This is a genomic window from Acetobacter sp. UBA5411 (genome assembly GCF_002409645.1).
GTDB lineage: Bacteria > Pseudomonadota > Alphaproteobacteria > Acetobacterales > Acetobacteraceae > Acetobacter.
Genome location: NZ_DHNR01000010.1, coordinates 57,787 through 77,071 on the forward strand (window position 1 = coordinate 57,787; position 19,285 = coordinate 77,071).

The following is a 19,285-nucleotide window of genomic DNA, read 5'->3' on the forward strand; positions in this document are numbered from 1 at the left end:
CACGGATACTTACCCGTGCAGGAGGTTTCTCTCATGAAGATTTCACGACGCCTCGCTCTTGTCGCTTCTCTGCTGCTTGCCACAGGTTTTTCGACATTGCCTGCACGGGCGCAGTCCTATCCCGGTTCAGCGCTCCAGACGGTCTATTCGTCCGATCGCATCATGAACGCCGTGACGACCACAGACACAGGGCGTGTGTTCATGTCCTTCCCCTACTGGGGTGGTGGCGGTTCAGGTCCGACTGTAGGCGAACTTCTGCCGGATGGTTCAATGCGGCCTTTTCCGGATGCATCATGGAACGACTGGGAACATTCGCATGATGCACTGAACAGCTTTGTCCGGGTCAACGCCATCCGCATCGGTCCGGATGGGCTGCTCTGGGTGGTGGATTCCGGTGAAGCGAATGTCGGAGGCAAACCCAATCCAGCAAACGGCGCTGCCCCGAAACTGGTCGCCTTCGATCCCGCCACCGGACGTCCCGTGCATCTGATTGTGCTTCGTCAGGGGATCACGCGCTTCAGCTACGTTGATGATCTGCGTTTTCATAACAACACGCTGATTCTCACGGATGCCGGTGATCCCGGCCTGATTCTTGTCGATCTGCGTGATGGACAGCAGCGGCGCGTTCTGGCGCACCAGCCCTCCGTCACGGACGAACGGCCGATGCGTGCCGAGGGACAGATCCTGATGACAGGCAACCGTGAAGCCCGGATTCATGCCGATCAACTGGAAGTCTCGCCCGATGGTGAGACGCTTTATTTCCAGTCCAGTGCGGGACCGATGTCGAAAATAGCAACAGCAGACCTGGAGAATAAGACGCTGACGGATGCGCAACTCAATGCCCGCGTAAAGCCATTCTATGATACGCCGACCACCGGTGGAACTGCCATTGACGGGGATGGCAATCTCTATGTGTCGGATGTTGATCATCTGCGTATTCTGAAAATCACGCCGGAAGGACAGGGCTCGACCTTCATTGATGATCCACGTCTGGTATGGGGAGACGCACTGTGGATCACCGACAAAGGCGCTCTGTGGATTCCCGCCATCCAGCTCAACCGCACCGCGACGTTCCAGCATGATGGTGTGTCACGTGTGAAACTGCCTGTCAGCATCTACGCCGTTGACGCGCACCTCAAACCCTCTCGCCGTTACTGAAAGAATCAGGAGAAGATTCCCTATGACACTCGATGTTGCCAGCGCCATTCTTGCACGTCGTGCGACCAAGGTGTTCGATGCCGGACATCGCATGCCAGAGGAGGATCTCGAGACCATCCTCGGGCTGGCCCGCCGGATGCCGACGGCGTTCAATATCCAGAACTGGCGCTTCGTGGTGGTGAGCGATACGGACCTGCGCCGTGAAATCCGCAAGGTTGCCTGGGACCAGCCGCAGGTGACCGATGCGTCCGCGTTGCTGATCCTGTGCGCCGACATCAGGGCGTGGGAGAAATCTCCTGTCCGTTACTGGGAAAATGCAGGGCCAGAGACACAGGAAATCATGGTGGGCGCCATCGATCAGTATTATCGCGGACGTGAGCAGGTGCAGCGCGATGAAGGCATGCGCTCCTGCGGCATGGCGGCGGGCGCGATCATGCTTCTGGCAGAGAGCATGGGTTACGCCACCTGCCCCATGGACGGGTTCGACTTTGAGGCCGTTGGCAAGCTGATCCATCTGCCGGAAGACCATGAGATCGTCATGTTCGTAGCCCTCGGCAAGCCTGCGAAAGATCCTTATCCCACGGGAGGGATCCTGCCTGCGTCTGAAATCATCATCCGGAATACGTTTAGCTGAAGACCAGTTTTCAGTGAGTGCATGGCGCTGTCTGCCATGCACTCACTGATTGATGCCATCACTCAGCAGCTTTCGTGCTGCCGTCTCCGGCTTCCTTTTGTATCTTCTGTACAGCCTCAAGATGCTGTTTATATTCCTCATAATGCTCTGGAGCCGCGTGCACGAAATGCGGATCTTCCATATGGGGAACACGGCCATGATGTCCAAAATTGACAAGGCGGGCTTCAGCAAGATGAAGTTTGCCCAGGATATCGGCCTTGATGGCGATTACAGCCAGCGATGACCCGACGAATGGACCGAGAAGATAAACCCACAGACCGCTCCAGTTGCCCGCATACAGGTCCGGTCCAAATGTACGGGCGAAGTTGGCACTGTTTCCTGAAATCCAGGCTGTAAGCGGATTCATCACAAAAAAGAAAATCCCTCCGATCCACGGAGTGACCCATTTATGACGGGGATGCGCGGCCAGCCAGTAGAGTGTGGCGATCAGCAGACCCGTTACCAACGTCTCAGACCCCAAGGCATACCAGATTGAAAGCCCCGTATAGGGCGTCGTCGCGCCATAATGGGTGACAACCGCATCGATCTTCCAAGAGGAAGCAATATATCCCAGGCAATAAACGATCGTCGTTCCCAGCACTGCGCCAATAATCTGGGCAATGATATAACCTAACGCATCAATCCAGACGATTTTCTTCGACAGCATGAAGGCCAGCGTCACCGATGGATTCAGGTGCGCTCCACTGACTTTTCCAAAAGGCGTCATGGCTGCGGCTGTTCCCGCCAGACCGAAACAGAGACCACAAAGAGCTGCCTGCAACGCCGGGTAAGCACTGAGCAGTTTGCCCAGAAAGGTGTCGGGCGCTGACAGAACGATAACGCAGGCCAGACCGATCACCATCAGCACGGCTGTGGCAACCAGTTCGCACATATAAAGCCGCCAATGAAACGGGCGTTCCGGATGTGGTTCACCAGCGAGTGGACGGTCATGAAAATGAATATGAAAGTGCGGCCAATGAATAGGCGGCAATTTCACATGTGGAAGATGGAAGTGTGGCAGGTGAAGATGCGGTAGATGCGCGTGCCAGTCCTTATGCTTCTTTTTATCCTGTGCCATCTCTTGCTTCACCATCTTCAACAATTCCCTGAATACATATTGGGATTGGATGTGAAATGTTCAATATAACATTTTCTTGATTAGCTTATGTTACACATAAATAAATGTCATTTTTTCTAACGATCATTGAAATGGAAAATATTTTCAAATTATTATGTATTTTTATTGCTTAATATTGATATTTATAATGCATTTTATATTCAAAAATTAAAATAATTACCATCTTATCCAACGGATAAATATTTCGTTGTTAAGCAAGGTTACAGGAAAAGCATTCCGCGCGAGAAAAATGGAGTGGATGATAGGCCTCCCCCCTTAGACTGGTGCCTCCCGTAGTTCGAAAGCGTGCGCCTGTTCCAAAACCTGTCAGGGTCGGTGTGATATCGTGGTTACAGGAGCAGATTGTGTTTCCGAAACAGGCGAGATTTAACGCTGACCAAGAGGCATCAGGAGCCCTGACTGCTTCTCAATCCATGGCGGCATCAACGGCCAAAGCCCCCCACGTTCTGAATATCTTATCCCAACGCGGGTGTTTGTTTACAAGTGATTGACATTCGCCGGTTAGTTTAATCTCCAAACTTTATCAAAAAGCTTTAAATCAAAGGGTTATTCAGTTGAAACCATTAACACGTCATACAGGACTCATTGGATGTCTGTTGCTGGCTGCGTGCTCCCACCCTCCGGCGACACTGGACAGGCAGCTCTCCGTTTCGGACATCGAAATTCAGAATGGTGAAGTGGAAAACGCCCTTCCACAGTTGGTTGAACTGAATCAGAGCTACCCCAACAATCCAGCTGTTCTTCTCCGACTTGCCAGAATCCATGAGGCGCTGGGAAGAGAAACGGCGGCCATCGAATTTTACAAGAAAATCATCGCCATCAACCATGATTCCAAAGATGGCTGGATGGGCCTCGTCAAAATATACATGCGACGCAAACCGGAGACAGCACTGACCATTCTGGAAAACATGGTCAAGCTCTACCCTGATGATCCCCATATCGTCGATGATTACGGTGTGGCTCTGGATCTGAACGGCCATTACACCGAAGCGCAGAACGAGTACAAACGAGCGATCCAGATTGATCCCAGCATGGTCTCGCCAGAAGTCAATCTCGGTCTTTCCATCGGTCTGTCAGGGGATATTTCCAAGGGGCTGGCCATCATCAAGCCTTACGCCGTCACAGGAGACGCAACACCACGGACACGGGAAAATTATGCCCTCCTCCTCATCGCTGCCGGACGCACAGAAGACGCCAAGACCGTTCTGATCTCCTATCTTCCTCCCGATGCGGCAGCCGCCAAATTCAACAAGCTCTCGGAATTCTGGACACTCCACGCAGACGACAAAAAACAACCTTCCTGACGACCAGAACGCATTCGAAAATATGCCTTTATTTCACATGATGAATCGCAAGAAATATTTCTCATAAAGACAATTGGGATAATCGAAGGATCATATCCTTAACAGAAAAGTGATTATACCCTTCTTGCACCACATCCTCTCGCTTCTATCATGACAAACAGAAATGGCTGAACGCACCGGGTAAAATCCTTTGCGTATCAGGCATAACCGCGGGTGCATCAGTTCCTTCTGATAACAAAACCAGATTTTACCACTGATACTTTTCTGATCTGTCACAGGCGCGGTCAGTCGTCGCCGACAATGCACGAAGTCACTTTCCTGACGCCACAATATGGAACGAACTCAACATTCATATCGTTGAGGAGAAAAGCATGGAGTTTGTAATGAGACGTTTTTATCTGGCAACGGCGGCAGCCTTACTCTCGGCCTCTCCTGCTCTTGCGGACTCCTCGCCCGTTACCGCCCTCACCCACGTGCGCATTATCGACGGCACGGAAGCCCCTCCTGTCGAAGACGCCACACTCGTCATGCAGGGTGGTCGCATTCTGGCAGTTGGGAAAAATATCAGCATCCCCAAACATGCCCGTATTCTGGATCGTTCCGGCGATACGGTTCTCCCCGGTATCATTTCCGATCACAGCCATGTCGGACAATATGAAGGCGTCACAACCGGCCCTCAGTTTTACACCCGTCCCATTATCCTCTCCGAGCTTGAACAATATCGTCGCTACGGCGTGACCACGGTTACGGCGCTCGGTAACAATGCACCGGACGTGTTCGATCCCCTGCGGCGCGACGCCCATGCAGGCAAGACACCATCCGATCTTTTCGGCGTGGATCAGGGCATCGGTGTTCCCAAGGGCGCACCTCCGGTCAATGTTGCCGCAGACCAGCTCTTTCGTCCCAAGACCCCAGAGGAAGCCCGCCGCAACGTGGACACCATGGCGGACGAAGGCACTGATCTGATAAAGATCTGGGTCGATGATTTCGACGGCACCCTGCCGGTAAAAATGTCTCCGGAAGTTATCTCCGCTGTCGTGGATGAATCTCACAAACGCAATCTGCGTGTCGCCGCGCACATTCATGATCTCGACGACGCCGAGCATGTCGTTGCCGCCGGTGTGGACATCCTCGCCCACGGCATACGGGATCAACCCGTTCCTCCCGCTTTGATCGAAAAGCTGAAATCCGGGAACATCTGGTACATCGCGACACTGCAGCTTGATGAAGCCAGCACGGCATGGGCAGACCAGTCCCCTTGGACCAAAACGCCATTCACTGTTGCGGGTCTATCGATGCCGCTTCTTCAGCAGGTGAGCGATCCAGCCTGGCAGCAGAAACACACCACCGGGAAGCAGGCCGACTTTGCCCGCACGTCCCTTGCGATGAACCTGCAGAACCTCAAGACGCTCTACGATGCAGGCGTCAGAATCGGCTTTGGAACCGACAGCGGCGCGATGCCGCTCCGCGTGCCCGGAGTGGCTGAGCATCGCGAACTCGCCCTGACCGTTCAGGCTGGACTGACCCCGCTCACGGCCATTCATCTCGCCACCCAGAACGCTGCCGACCTGCTGCATCTGTCTGATCGGGGCGTTATCGCCGCCGGAAAGCGCGCCGATCTTCTGGTCGTCTCCGGCAACCCCGCAGTCACTATCGGCGACACCGACAGGATTGTTGAAACATGGGAGAACGGAACGGCTGTAGCTGGCCCGATCCCTCTTAATTCAGAAGGAAAGAACTGATGGAGTACCGCCTTCTTGGTCGATCCGGTCTGAAAGTCTCAACGCTGATCCTCGGCACGATGACGTTTGGAGGTAAGGGTGAATTCGCCAAGATCGGCAACACCGACCTGAACGGCGCAAGACGTCAGATCGACATGGCGCTTGATGCAGGCGTGAACATGCTTGATACCGCCGACGTCTATTCTGACGGCGTCTCGGAGGAAATCATTGGCGAGGCGCTGGATGCTGCACGTCGCAATCGCGTCATGCTCGCCACCAAAGCGCGCTTTCCTACCGGCGACAAAGGACCGAACGAGCGTGGTCTTTCGCGGCATCACCTGATCAGAGCCTGTGAAGCCAGCCTGAAACGCCTGAAAACCGATCATGTCGAGCTTTACTGGTGCCATGAATGGGATGGTCAGACACCGGTTGATGAAATTCTCGCCGCACTCGATCATCTGCAGAGTTCCGGCAAGATCGGTTACGTCGGGGTGTCCAACTTCTCCGGCTGGCACATCATGAAAATGCTTGCCACAGCCGAGAAAAACAACACCATTCGCCCCGTCGCACAGCAGATTCACTATACGTTGCAGGCTCGTGAAGCCGAATATGAACTGCTACCGATCGCTGTCGATCAGGGCGTAGACGCCGTGATCTGGTCACCTCTCGCCGGTGGTCTGCTGAGTGGCAAATATCGGCGCGGCAAACCGGAGCCGAAAGGCACCCGCAAAGCAGCACAGTGGAGTGAGCCTCCCGTGCGCGATGTGGAAGCTCTTTACGATATCGTGGAAGTTCTTGTCGAAGTCGCCACGCATTATGAAGGAGCTTCTCCCGCACAGGTCGCTCTTGCCTGGCTGCTCTCCCGCCCCGGCGTGCACAGTCTGGTTGTCGGAGCCCGCACTGAGGCGCAACTGACCGACAATCTGAAATCTGCGTCTCTGGTGCTGAGCGAGGACGATCTTGCAAAACTTGAAGCCGTCAGTCGTCCGCCGCTGATCTATCCTTACTGGCATCAGGCCTCGACAGCATCTGATCGTCTTTCTCAGGCTGATCTTGTTCTTCTCAAGCCGTTCCAGGAAAAATGAAAAAGCTGCTCTCTCTGCTCATGGCGGGCGCTGTCTGCGTCACTGTTGTTTCCAGTGCGCAGGCCGCCTCTCCGGCCATTACCAGCAATCTGGATCCGGCATTTGGAGCCAATGGCAAAGTTGAAATTGCCGCCTCGATTACCGCCCCAGACCCGTCAGGCATCGCTGTCGTCAACAATCGTCTTTTCCTGACCTTTCCCAAGCATGATGGCGATCATGCAGGACCGGTGCTGGCGGAATGGAAGGATGGACAACTTATCCCCTTCCCTTCCTCAGCTTTTGCGGAATCGATGAAGGGTGATCCTGCCTCCCGCCTTATCTCCCCCCACGGCATGACCGCTGATACGCAGGGCAACATCTGGGTCATTGATGATGGGAAAATCAAAGGGCACCCCATTCCTGCAGGTGGCGCAAAGGTTGTTGGAATCAATCCATCGACCGGCCAGATTATCGCCAGCGTCGCGCTGAAAGATGCACTTCTATCTGATAGTCACATGAATGACCTGCGTGTCGATCTGACCCACGGCGCAAAGGGCACGGCGTTCGTTGCGGACAGTTCCTTTGGAGGGCATCCAGCCCTCGTGGTCGTGAACATCGCCACCGGGCAGCAGAGACGGGTTCTGGCAGGGCATGTTTCCACGATGCCAGACAAGGGATATCAGACGGTTCTGGATGGACGGGTGCTCCATTACGACCCCAAACATCCGACATTTCCGGCTGGCGGCGCTGATGGCATCACGCTCTCTACGGACTCGCAAACGCTCTATTATTCCCCTCTGGCCAGTCGCCGTCTTTATAGCCTGTCCACGGCGAAACTGGCCGATTTCTCCGTCAGTTCGGATGAACTCGCTCAACTCGTTGTGGATGAAGGCGAAAAGGGAGCTGCGGACGGGCTTGCCACAGATCCGTGGAACCGCATCTACACCACGGCAGCGGATCACGACGCCATATTCCGCCGCAACCCGGATGGTGGATTTGAGCTGATTGCGTCCGATCCAAGATTTGTATGGCCAGACGGAATCTTTGCCGATTCCCAGTATGTCTATGTTGTTCTTGGTCAATGGAGCCGCCTGCCCCGCCTGCATGATGGTCAGGATCTTCGCAAGCCACCTTTTCTGGTGGCAAAAGTCCCCATCACGCCCCCTTCTTCTCAATAAGAAGCCCATGCAACCGCACCTATGACCTTATTTTCAGGCAGGTGCGGATTGATCTATTCCCCTGTCTAAGGACATCTCTCCTCAGGATATGTAAAATTATCCATTTGTGTCTTGCGCTCCTGGCCCGTTCTGGCTATGAGCAGCCTACACGAAATCGGGGTGCGTAGCTCAGCGGTAGAGCATCGCCTTCACACGGCGGGGGTCACAGGTTCAATCCCTGTCGCACCCACCACGATTTTCCCTAAAAACGGCTGTATTTCTCAGAGTAAGTATTTTCTTTCCTGAGTGATCGCGTTTGTTCAGCGCTATACATTGAGATGTACTAGAGTAAGCCCTCGCACACGCATATCCGTGCAAAATCTGCGCAGCGTTTGAGCGTTTTCTAGCGCTATGAAATAATATCCAGATGAAAACCCTAAATGACCTAAGCCTTCCCAACAATATTAACTAAGAGAAAACTATCGTCGCCTTTGCGAGCAAAGATTGCGATACAAAAATATTTATCGTGCGTGGATACAGTACGAAGGACGCTTATTGGAGGGTATTGTGGGAGGCAGGAGTTCAAAACCTTTTTGGATGCGTGATTATAAAAAGGTTGCATATAACCGTCGCTATTATAGACGCAAGAAGACAAAGAAACAGATTAGTCTATTATTTGGCACAGTCATATTACTCAGTATTATAGAAGCAACAATTGAGCATCCTCATAGCATTCCAACAAAGGCAGTTGCCCAAAATCCTTTACCAAATACAATTGTCAGCACAACCCCATCGAGCATATCCTCATATCGTCCCGATTTTGACTGTTCACGAGCCAATAAAAATGATGCCATTGCCGTTATGTTGTGCCACAATAGTGTTGCAGCCAAGCATGAATTGATATTCGATCAAACCTATTACGTCTTGCGCCAGATTGTAGGAAAAACTGGATGGCAGGCTCTAAAACGCGAAGCTATTGCTGACCAGGAATTCGCAGATTGCTTGAACAATGTTGGTCAAGTGAATGCCAGACAACCCAGAGCAGATCCAGCGTGCTATATAGAGAAAATAGATTCAATTACAGCCAGATACCAAAAGCGCCTACACGGAGCAGCACTCGAAGAGGCCCAAAGACCAATTGATGAACATATATCCCTTCAAAGGCGTCTAATTAGCCTCGGCTATCTTCCTACGACAACTGTTGCTGATGGCGTTTATGGAGAGACAACCCGCACAGCCATTATGGCATGGCAGCGAGATCATAACATTTCTCCTGCCGATGGATTTCTTTCAAACGTCGATGCGTCTCTGCTGACGCAAGAAGAATCAGCAACTTACGCACCCGCTACAATACCTGCATCTGATGGAGGCGAATTTCTGTTTCTAGCTTTTGTCATCGGCGGCGTTGGCATTGGTGGTCTATATTTATGGATACGTCGAAAGAATACTCAAAAAGCGTGGAATTTCGTTTCCCGTGAAATCATTGATCAAAAGACAAACCTTCAAATTCAGTATGCTCAAAAAACTCGCCCGGATAGATATGGAACCGTCAATTATGATGAATGGTTAAAAGAAGTAAGTTTCTTTACATCAACGCGAATCAAGCCTCTTTTGGATCAAAGAGGGTTATCAAAATACTGGAAAAGAATTGAAAGTGGAACAATCACTCTCATAAATGAATTTGCACAGGAACCTTTGCCCATATCTGCTGTACAAAACACTTATGTAAGTGACCCGCGTACATATGATCCTCGTATGGACCCTTTCGACTACGAGCAATATTGCGCCTTGCTTCTTCAGGCCGATGGCTGGAATGCGCATGTTACGCAGAAAAGTGGCGATCAAGGGGCAGATGTTATCGCCAGTAAAGAAGGATGCAAGATTGCCATACAGTGCAAACTCTATTCGAAATCAGTTGGCAATGACGCTGTCCAGCAAGCCTTCACTGCCCGTACGCATACTGGATCTACCGCAGCTATAGTGGCAACAAATTCAACTTTCACGAAATTTGCCTACGACGCATCTGCAACTACAGGCGTATTTCTTGTTCATCACGCACAACTCGTAGAGACATGCGATCGGATATTGGCGCACTATACAGCTAGCTACGGATCAAGATTGGCAGTCAGTCGATTTGGTCAACTTCGATCATAAAGTCATCCGATGAGGCCTATGACACATAGCTTCATATTTCTAATCTGATTTTTCACGAATGTAACGTAACCAAATTCGCCCCTTGCAGAGCGACAGACCTCTCTGATGGTCCGCTAAATAAAATGGATCAATGTCTGTATCCGTGAATATAGGCTACTAATATCCGCACATTATATTTTATTAAATTGAAATTAAACACTCTTCGAAACAACATAAAACCAATTTCAATTTTGACTTCACAGTCAGAAAAATCTAGCGTGATATCTTGTGAATATGGAGTACATTATATGCGTAGATTTCTGGCTTTTTCATTTCTAATTCTTCTGGCCGGATGTGGCATGCAGCATGCTGGCTGCCCTGATGATCTACCCAACTCGCCAGATGATACTTCCGGTGTCAAATCAGCGATCAGAACCTGTAATTAAACATTTTCATTCAAAAACGTTTCAGGAAACATCTTATACTCCGCCCTCTTTATGGAGGGCATTTTTGTCATCCTGAACCCTCTCCATTATCTCGGACAGTTTGCTGGTGTAAGTTTTTTTCACCTTGGAAACAGCATTTTTGAGACTTTCCTTGGGTGCTTTCTGACATTCATCTCGAATGGATTTGGAAAGTCCTTTTGTCACTTCGTCCGGCGCACGGGATTCCGCCATTTTATCGCCTGAATAAGTGTCATGTTCTTCATTCAGGTAATCCAGACATGTCGCCTTTGTGGTCACTTTCCGAATCAACTCGCCATAATCACCGTCTTCCTCCTGTGCCAAAGCTATATTTGAACCCATAAACAGGGAGAAAACACAGAATAAAAATACCAGCCTTTTCACTACAAAAACCCTTCCAGATTCAATATCCGATTTATAATAAAACATAGTTTTATCCAAGAATTTACAGACAAAACTCAACCGATATTACAACTCTCCTGACACAGCCACACTCTACTAACCCACTCCTTAAGTCTATAGCCTTAAGAAACAATCATAGCAGATAACGCATGAAATGATCAGAATGGCTCATCCATTACATTATGATTTTAATGGATGAGCAAATCAGGTTTTGCCCAGAAAGAGAGAGCCATTTTACTCTCCCGGGTTTGATCTGTTTTCAGACCCGGAGACTTTACAAATTCAGAAAGAAGCCGCGAGAAGATCAAACCGGCGAGTCATTGAAACCTATCTTTCGAACTCATTAACACAAATCAATGCAACAAGGTCGCCACCAAGGCATTCTCATCAATAGCAGAACGAACCATTTCGCTATCTTCAGTCGTTCCCATTAACTCTCCGTTGGCCGCGTAGATTGCGAACATTTCCTGCCCTAGCTGGGAATCTCGCCGTACATAGACCAGACGAGGAAGCCCCAAGCTCAGAAACTGCGCGTCCGTCATGTTGCGGATATCAACCAGTTCCTGGACGGCTGGAGTAGTGCCTGATGTTTTATTCTGCATATCTCCTCCTTTTCTGAGCCAGACTGTATGGGGGAAGTCACTCATCCCCTATGGTACGAACATTTCTCGGTGACGCCGGAATGGAACCATCATTGGCAACCGGCTTCGTAACTCTGCCCTTGGTAATATCAATACGCCTTACGCGCACTTCAGGTTCCGGCCTGAACAGATCAATGTGCAACAGGCCATTATCGAGCCATGCACCGCCTATATCTATTCCTTCCGCCAGAACGAAAGATTTCTGAAATTGACGGGCGGCAATGCCACGATGCAGGAAAATACGTCCCTGTAGATCCTCTGACTGCCGACCACGGATGACGAGTTGATTGTCTTCCTGCGTGATCTGGAGATCCTCCATCGTGAACCCCGCGACCGCGAGAGTAATCCGCAACGCAGACGAACTCAGTTGTTCAATATTGTAAGGGGGATATCCATCCCCTGACGACTTGGACGCACGTTCAAGCATGGTCTCAAGATGATCAAAGCCGAGAAACATCGGCGATCCAAACACTCTTCCAGACATTTCAGCCTCCTCCAGTGAGCGAGACACTCTCTGGCCGATCCCTCTTGGGCAACCGACCTCCCTATAGGGATATGGAGTTTCTATCCTGGCTTGCAAGGGGCCGCTTAAGGAGAGGAATAAATCACTTTCTCAATGAGAGCGCGCTGCAAACTGTTTCAGCACCGCCATTTGGGGTTTTTCAACCCCATCCCTGCCCGGCTGCACCGAGTACATATAATTCCCCCACATCGGTCCGCCAGCCCAGTAGGTCCAGCCATACCAGACATCTGATGTCTGATTGATAAAGTTCAAAGCAACACGAAGATCGGCCAGACACCCGGCATTATCGCTGACCCCGAACTCACCAAGCAGCCCCTTCGCCTTGTGCGCTTTCAGCCAGTCCGTGAAGGGCCTCAATCGACCTTCCACCTGATTCTCCGGCACGCATTCCGCCGAACGCCCTGAACTGTCGCGATCGAAATACTGATGTGCCTCAAAAATCAGACCGTGACGCGGGTCAGTAAGAGTCGCCAGAGCATCTCCATTCACCTGTGGAAAATTATGTGCGCCATCCCACTGCACACCGGACACTGTAATCAGATTTTTGGCGCCCGTAGCCCTGATGGCGTTGATGACTTTCTGCTGGATGGATGCCCAGTCCCCAGCGGACGCCAGTTTCGGTTCATTCATAAGGCCGAAGAGAACATGAGGATCGTTGGCAAAAACGCGAACCAGCTTCACCCAGACATCAACAAAGTCATCGACCTTGACCGCATCCGATCCAATAAGCTGGCCGTGATATGCACCGTAATTATGCAGATCGATGATGACCTTTGCCTTGCCAGCTTTTGCCATCGCCACCACACTCTGAATGTGGGCGAGATAGCGGGGATCAAGACCGGATAACGGCTGTGGCTGAAGTCGTTCCCAAAGCACGGGAAGGCGGATCAGCTTCATTCCCGCGGCGGTAAAGTAATCCACCTCTCCCTGTCGGGGAAACATGTAATCCCAGCCATCACGTCCAGGCACCCTGCCGCTCGCAAACGCAGCTGCGGACAGGTTAATACCTGCTACGGGCGCAGCGTTGACCTTATCAGCTACGAGGCATGAAGCGCCCAAAATGAAGCATGACAGGAAACGGATCAGGTTCATTTATTTTCTCCGACCTAACATAAAGCATCTTCCAACGATTACGCAAAATCGGGAATCACCATCATGTTGGTAAATATCTTCATCAGACCAATAAACATTCACTTCTAGACTTAAAAAAACATCGTACTGATGATGATTATGGCATCCTGCATGGTGCATACAGCAATTGATTTATTCACACTTAACCTGTTGATTATGCAGATCAGAATGGCAATGATCGGTTCGCGGCGAAAACGCCTGTTGCGTTATTCCTGCAAACGGAGGAAACACGTTTCACCATGACCAGCTTCCTTGTTCTTTCTGTGCATGACTTCCGTTCCCGCCGCAAGGCCAGCGTGCATTTCATCGCAACCGAACTGGCAAAACGTGGTCAGGTGAGATTCTATTCCACCGGTCTCAGCCGCCTTTCCGAACATCGCGGTGACACCCGCACGGATCTCGCGCCACGCGCCAACCGCGTCGAAGTCGAAAATGGTGTTGAGTGCTACCTCCAGCGTGGTTTCTGGCATCCGTTCAGAATCACGAAACCCGGGATGGGCCCGCTGGAATTCGCTATGTTCCGCTTCTACCGCTGGCGCATGCCCTCCATCCTGAAGCAATGGATACAGCAGGCGGACGTCGTATTCATCGAGTCCGGCATGGCGGCCGTCTATATTTCCGACGTGAAGCGCCTGAATCCAAAAGCCCGGATTGTTTATCTGGCTTCCGATGACCTTTCCGTCGTCGGAGCAGCTCAAACGATCCGAAAAGAATTTTCTCGTAATTTTGACAAGATCGACCTTGTCAGGCTGCCTTCCCGTCTTCTGTTGGAAGGAATGCCACACAGCCGAAACGCAATCTTTGCTCCTCAGGGAGTGGACCGCGACCTGATGGAACGCCCCCGCCCGTCTCCATTCAAAGGGCGTCTGGCCGGCGTCTCAGTTGGCTCCATGCTGTTCGACGCCAGCTTTTTCAATATGGCCGCACCGGAATTCCCCGACCTGGATTTTCACATCATCGGAGCTGGACGGGCAGCCGAAGCCCTCGATAAGCGACCCAATATCATCGTCCACGATGAAATGCCGTTTGAAGAAACGCTTGGCTATATACAGAACTGTGCATTTGGTGTCGCACCTTACAAAGACGCGAACACGCCCCGCTATCTGTTCGATACCTCCCTCAAGCTCAAGCAGTTCGCCTTTTTTGGAAAACCGGCAGTCTGCCCCGAATTTGCTGCAGGTGAAGACAAGAGCCGGTTTGGCTATGTGCCCGGCAACAAAACTTCGATCCTTACCGCCATTCGCGGCGCTCTCACCTGCACGTACCCGATCACTCTCGACATTCCGACATGGGGCGAAGTCGTCGACCGGCTGCTTGCTCCAGAGCGGTTTCCCGAACATCGCATTGTGAATGTGACCAACGGTCAGACCGTCGCCATTTACCGCACCGAAATTCTGCCGCTTTCAGAAACCTTCGTGCGAGATCAGGCTCTTTGGCTCCATCGCTGGAAGCCTGTTCTGATTGGCGAACGCGAAGTCGACAAGCTGCCGCTGGAAGGATTGCCCGTCAAATCCGTTTACAAAGGGGCCGTGACTTTCTTCCAAAAAGCGTGTGGAGCGATAGCCCGTCGCCTTGATCTCCCTGCCCCAGGGATCATGAGCATTGCCCGACAGGTTCATCCCAGCCTCATCCATGCCCATTTCGGTTTTGACGGCGTCGAGGCATGGCCTATTGCCCAGCGCCTTGGTGTTCCATTGGTGGTGACACTTCATGGATCGGACATCACCACACACATGAACTGGTTTGCGTCTGGGCAGGGAGGACGTCGCTGGAAGGATTATCCTCGCAAACTGGCCAAACTGGTGAAACGTCCGGACGTCAGTTTCATCGCCGTATCAGGGCCGATCCGTGAGGCGGCCATTCGCGTCGGCGTGCCTGCCAACCGTATTTCTGTCTGTCACATCGGCATTGATATCGAGCGTTTTCAGCCTTCCGACCCTCCAGCGGGAAAACGGGAGCCCATTATTCTGTTTGTCGGCCGGCTTGTAGAGAAGAAGGGCGCTGCCATCCTTCTGGAAGCTTTTCGTCAGGTCCGCCATGCAGTACCGGACGCACGACTGATTCTTGCCGGAGACGGAGCACAGAGAGCCGCACTGGAACAACAGGCCTCTTCGATCGGTGCCGTGACCTTTATGGGTGCCGTCAGCCGTGAAACTGTTCAGTCGCTCATGAAAACAACACGTGTTTTCTGTCTGCCCAGCATCACGGCATCGAACGGTGACGCTGAAGGGCTTGGACTTGTTCTTCTAGAGGCACAGGCCAGCGGCATACCCGTTGTCACTTCCGCCAATGGGGGCGCCACCGAAGGTATGGTGGACGGTGAAACCGGCTTTGCTTTTCAGGAGAAAGATACGGAAGCGCTCACCCGCCATCTGATCACTCTCCTGACCGATGATGCGATGGCGACCCGCTTTGGAAAAAACGCCCGTGCTTACGTTGAAGAAAAGCACGATATTCGAACCTGTACGGCGCGCCTTGAGGCCGCATATGACTGGGCCTGCGCGCAATGACTGTCACTTTCTCTGTTATCGTTCCCGTTTATAACGCAGAAGCTTTTCTGGATCGGGCCATTCGCTCTGTTCAGCAGCAGACATTGTCGCCGCAGGATATCCTGGTAATCGACGACTGCTCTACAGACGGCACCTACAACAAGGTTGCTGAACTGGCGAAAGAAGATCCTCGTATACGCCTCCTGCAAACACCTCAGAATGGCGGTCCTTCTGCAGCCCGCAATCTTGGTTTCGACAACGCAACAGGCGACTGGGTTGCTGTTCTTGATGCCGATGATGCTTTCGCTCCAGACCGTCTGGAGCAGTTTGCTGCGATGATCGAGCGTTCATCGGCCGATCTTCTGGCGGATGATCTCCTTTATTACGACTCAGGCGCAGGATGCGTGACAGAGTCAGCCAGAGCCACACAAGGATTCAATGGGAAATCCATTACACTGAAGGATTTTCTTAGCCACAATGTGGTGGACGGAAAATCCATGGACTGGGGGCTGTTGAAGCCTGTCTTCCGACGTAAATTCCTTTCTGAAACCGGACTGCGCTACCCCACCGATATACGGCACGGAGAAGATTTTTCTTTCATTATCAGCCTCCTTTTAAAAGGAGCTCGATTTATTCTGATTGATCAGCCGCTTTACCTTTACACACAGCGCTCCGGCGGTATCAGTAAGAAACTATCAGACCTGACCCGCACCAGCATAGCGTATGGCGCACTTGCGAATTCCGCGCTTTTTCTTGCTCATCAGGACGGGATCGCGAATCATTCTGAACTAGTCGATTTACTTAAAGAACGTGCCAGCGGTCTAATGCGACTGGATGACGCCTATTTTTTCTCTATCGCTACCCGCAAAGGGGATATTAAAGGATTAGTCAGCCGCTCAGTAAAACGACCGGTGTTTGTATGGCATTCATTCCACTCTATTCTACGTGCTCTTCAAAAAAGGATTATACATAATATCAAGATATAAATTATTTATCAAAAAGGGTTGAAAAATTCAAAAAAAATCCTTGGTTTGAGCGCTCTGTATCGCACCTATCTTTCATGATTTAAGAAGGGATTGAAAGCGACTATACAAAGACATTTTTGACATTAACAAACGTCGGTCCCGACAGATTCAGTTAACCAAAAATACAGCTAATTTACTCACTGCCAAGTGCATAACACTCTCAGACATGAAATATTTAAATTTCTTTACGCCATAAACGCTCTATTTCCTTCGATATTTCTGCATTGCATTTTCGAGCAAAAAAGCACGACGAAGCAAGGACTTCGGGCAAATCGATTTTATTCAATTTCCTCAGATCGATAGGCTCAAACAGTTTTTGTCTCAATGTACGATCTGTAGGAACAGTCTTTTTAATATAATGCGTTCCTTGCTCTGTCGCACTAGGGAGTATTTTCATAAAATCCCCTCCAGATCGACGTAAATATCGGATATATAAAGTATTAAAGTAAATTTCATCTGGAGCCAGGCTCCATTTCAGAATGTAATCTAAATCAGGATGGGATTTTACAAACCATTCTGCTACCTCCCTATTTGCTGCAAAAAATTGAGACCCTCTCCAAAGATCTGACAACGAAACATCTCGCTCCACGGGAATTTGACCAGAAATTTTTTTATAAACATTCCATAATCTGGAATGAATAATGCTTTTTTTTGGATTAAGAATTTCCACATCACACGGTTGAAATTTTGTTACAGAATAGCGGCCAAATCCTTCCGATGATAAATTCTCTGGGTCAATTTCCCCCCATACAGAAAATAAATTCCCATTGTTTCGTAACAACTCATCATTTATTTTAACAGGCAATTTTATTGGGAAACACGATCCACTTATAAGAACAAAACGATCACTTTCAATATCTTTCAGTGCTTCACGAATTAGATTTTTCATAGCATCCACCATGGAAAATCCCCCCCAATTCACTCTCACTCTATTTTTTATAAAAATAACTCTTTCATTTTCAGAATAGAAAATACTTTTATTAACTTTTAGTTTAGCATCAATATGGACATAAATAATAGATCTAACATCCAATAAAAGAGAATCAAGCAGTAATTTTAACTGCGCATCAACCTCATGAGCTATAATCATATATGATATTTTTAATTCTTTATTATTTATAGTTTTATTTTTTAAAAAATTTATTTTTTCATTATGTTTTGCATTTTTTTTATATACATGCGTCGGTTTAATTTCAAATAGATCATAAAATCTATTATATTTTACGTATTTTTTCCTAGATTTAGTGATTGTTTCATGTTTTTTTTGCATATTTTTTGCCGTTATATAATTAATTATTCAATTTTTCTGTATCCAACCGTCAAGAAGACGAATTACCATTACATAACAAAGCATATATTTAAAAGATATTATTTTTAGACGATAAACATAAATTATATATTTTACAAAATTAATTATCTATATAATTTATATAATAATTTCTACAGATAAATATTTATAAATTTAAAATTATTGTATAAATATTTTATTTTACAACAACGAAACAATTAAATAGATTATCTATTTATAGATCGAAAGACGTTTTTTTTCGCAGACAAAAACAGTTTTCCTTGAAGGGGTAACTGCGGTATTTTACCACCTTTCGCGCTCTCCAATAAAAGGATTTGAATATAAGTATTTAGGATACATCGTCAGTTAAACACGATGACTGTTAGGATATTTAAAATTACTATAAGAATATTTACTTAATTTTATCATGGAATCCGTGTTTAAATATCACTGAACAGCTCAGTCCACCGAAGAAGCATTTATGCTGCTTCTGTTTTTGTAGAGCTGAAAGCTGATTTTCCGTGGATTGCGATGGTTTCTCTTTGACAGAATGACCAGTGTGATCTGCCGTTCTTTGAATTTTTCGATAAGCGGATCAGCGTCATAAGCCCTGTCGACCATAAAAGCTTCGGACTCGACTTCATCGGGCAATGGTTCTGCTTCAGTGATGTCAGCCCTTTGTCGGGACGCCAGAGAAAGCGCCACAGCCCTTCCCGTAGCATCAACGACAGCATGGATTTTGGTGGTCAATCCGCCACGGGATCGTCCGATAGTCTGATGCGTGCCCTTTTTTCCCGAAGAGCCATGGCAAACCTCGCATTGATGACCGTCGTGTGTTGAGTGAGATCATTTTCGTAAACAGAAATGGTCTGCGTTGGCGTGATGCACCCCGGGAATACGGTCCACCCAAAACGCTCTACAACCGCTGGAAGCGCTGGAGCGCTATGGGGATATTCATCCGCATGATGGAGGGA

General features: G+C 49.6%; 15 protein-coding genes, 1 tRNA gene and 2 pseudogenes. 11 read left to right on the forward strand and 7 right to left on the reverse strand.

The window, feature by feature from the left end:
• Window positions 1-33: 33 nt before the first annotated feature.
• Entirely contained in the window at window positions 34-1,158 is a 1,125-nt protein-coding gene (locus tag B3759_RS03835; RefSeq protein ID WP_291363787.1) for an L-dopachrome tautomerase-related protein, read from the forward strand.
• Between the two features lie 22 nt (window positions 1,159-1,180).
• Window positions 1,181-1,792: a nitroreductase family protein gene (locus B3759_RS03840; protein ID WP_291363789.1), complete on the forward strand. Its 612-nt coding sequence runs from the start codon at window positions 1,181-1,183 to the stop codon at window positions 1,790-1,792.
• A 58-nt stretch (window positions 1,793-1,850) separates the two neighbouring features.
• Here the strand turns inward: B3759_RS03840 and B3759_RS03845 are convergent, their stop codons facing one another.
• Window positions 1,851-2,828, reverse strand: a complete 978-nt coding sequence (locus tag B3759_RS03845) for an MIP/aquaporin family protein (RefSeq protein ID WP_291363808.1) — start codon at window positions 2,826-2,828, stop codon at window positions 1,851-1,853.
• A gap of 737 nt (window positions 2,829-3,565) precedes the next feature.
• Between B3759_RS03845 and B3759_RS03850 the strand changes: the two genes are divergently transcribed.
• From B3759_RS03850 to B3759_RS03875, 6 genes are all read left to right on the forward strand, one after another.
• Window positions 3,566-4,273: a tetratricopeptide repeat protein gene (locus B3759_RS03850; RefSeq protein ID WP_018308341.1), complete on the forward strand. Its 708-nt coding sequence runs from the start codon at window positions 3,566-3,568 to the stop codon at window positions 4,271-4,273.
• Between the two features lie 371 nt (window positions 4,274-4,644).
• Complete coding sequence (locus tag B3759_RS03855) at window positions 4,645-6,015, forward strand: amidohydrolase family protein (RefSeq protein ID WP_408736442.1); 1,371 nt, start codon at window positions 4,645-4,647, stop codon at window positions 6,013-6,015.
• Window positions 6,015-7,079 carry an aldo/keto reductase gene (locus tag B3759_RS03860; RefSeq protein WP_291363795.1) on the forward strand — a complete coding sequence of 355 codons (1,065 nt, stop codon included), beginning with the start codon at window positions 6,015-6,017 and terminating at the stop codon, window positions 7,077-7,079. Before B3759_RS03855 ends, B3759_RS03860 begins: the two co-directional genes overlap by 1 nt.
• On the forward strand, window positions 7,076-8,236 hold the full coding sequence (locus B3759_RS03865) for an L-dopachrome tautomerase-related protein (protein WP_291363797.1): 1,161 nt from the start codon (window positions 7,076-7,078) through the stop codon (window positions 8,234-8,236). The genes B3759_RS03860 and B3759_RS03865 overlap by 4 nt, the downstream gene beginning before the upstream one ends.
• A 157-nt stretch (window positions 8,237-8,393) precedes the next feature.
• Window positions 8,394-8,468 (forward strand) — tRNA-Val (locus tag B3759_RS03870).
• Window positions 8,469-8,812: 344 nt separating this feature from the next.
• Window positions 8,813-10,369: a restriction endonuclease gene (locus B3759_RS03875; protein ID WP_291363798.1), complete on the forward strand. Its 1,557-nt coding sequence runs from the start codon at window positions 8,813-8,815 to the stop codon at window positions 10,367-10,369.
• Window positions 10,370-10,827: 458 nt separating this feature from the next.
• On the opposite strand, the gene B3759_RS03880 is transcribed toward B3759_RS03875, so the two are convergent.
• From B3759_RS03880 to B3759_RS03895, 4 genes are all read right to left on the reverse strand, one after another.
• The gene (locus tag B3759_RS03880; protein ID WP_291363799.1) at window positions 10,828-11,241 is read right to left on the reverse strand and encodes a hypothetical protein; all 414 of its coding nucleotides are present in this window, start codon (window positions 11,239-11,241) and stop codon (window positions 10,828-10,830) included.
• A 326-nt stretch (window positions 11,242-11,567) separates the two neighbouring features.
• Window positions 11,568-11,816 (reverse strand): hypothetical protein, encoded by a 249-nt coding sequence (locus tag B3759_RS03885; RefSeq protein WP_291363800.1) that lies wholly within the window; start codon window positions 11,814-11,816, stop codon window positions 11,568-11,570.
• Between the two features lie 37 nt (window positions 11,817-11,853).
• The gene (locus B3759_RS03890; RefSeq protein WP_291363801.1) at window positions 11,854-12,339 is read right to left on the reverse strand and encodes an Hsp20 family protein; all 486 of its coding nucleotides are present in this window, start codon (window positions 12,337-12,339) and stop codon (window positions 11,854-11,856) included.
• Between the two features lie 129 nt (window positions 12,340-12,468).
• A complete protein-coding gene (locus B3759_RS03895; protein WP_291363802.1) occupies window positions 12,469-13,470 on the reverse strand; it encodes a glycoside hydrolase family 5 protein in 1,002 nt (333 codons plus the stop codon).
• 278 nt (window positions 13,471-13,748) lie between these two features.
• Here B3759_RS03895 and B3759_RS03900 point away from each other — a divergent pair, with 278 nt between their 5' ends.
• Window positions 13,749-16,019 carry a glycosyltransferase gene (locus B3759_RS03900; protein WP_291363803.1) on the forward strand — a complete coding sequence of 757 codons (2,271 nt, stop codon included), beginning with the start codon at window positions 13,749-13,751 and terminating at the stop codon, window positions 16,017-16,019.
• A complete protein-coding gene (locus tag B3759_RS03905; protein ID WP_291363804.1) occupies window positions 16,016-16,984 on the forward strand; it encodes a glycosyltransferase family 2 protein in 969 nt (322 codons plus the stop codon). Before B3759_RS03900 ends, B3759_RS03905 begins: the two co-directional genes overlap by 4 nt.
• 214 nt (window positions 16,985-17,198) lie before the next feature.
• On the opposite strand, the gene B3759_RS03910 is transcribed toward B3759_RS03905, so the two are convergent.
• Window positions 17,199-18,293: a beta-1,6-N-acetylglucosaminyltransferase gene (locus B3759_RS03910; protein ID WP_291363805.1), complete on the reverse strand. Its 1,095-nt coding sequence runs from the start codon at window positions 18,291-18,293 to the stop codon at window positions 17,199-17,201.
• Window positions 18,294-18,770: 477 nt separating this feature from the next.
• Window positions 18,771-19,085 (reverse strand): annotated as a pseudogene (locus B3759_RS03915) (transposase); the annotation flags it as partial.
• 11 nt (window positions 19,086-19,096) lie between these two features.
• Here B3759_RS03915 and B3759_RS03920 point away from each other — a divergent pair.
• A pseudogene (locus B3759_RS03920) lies at window positions 19,097-19,285 on the forward strand (transposase); the annotation flags it as partial.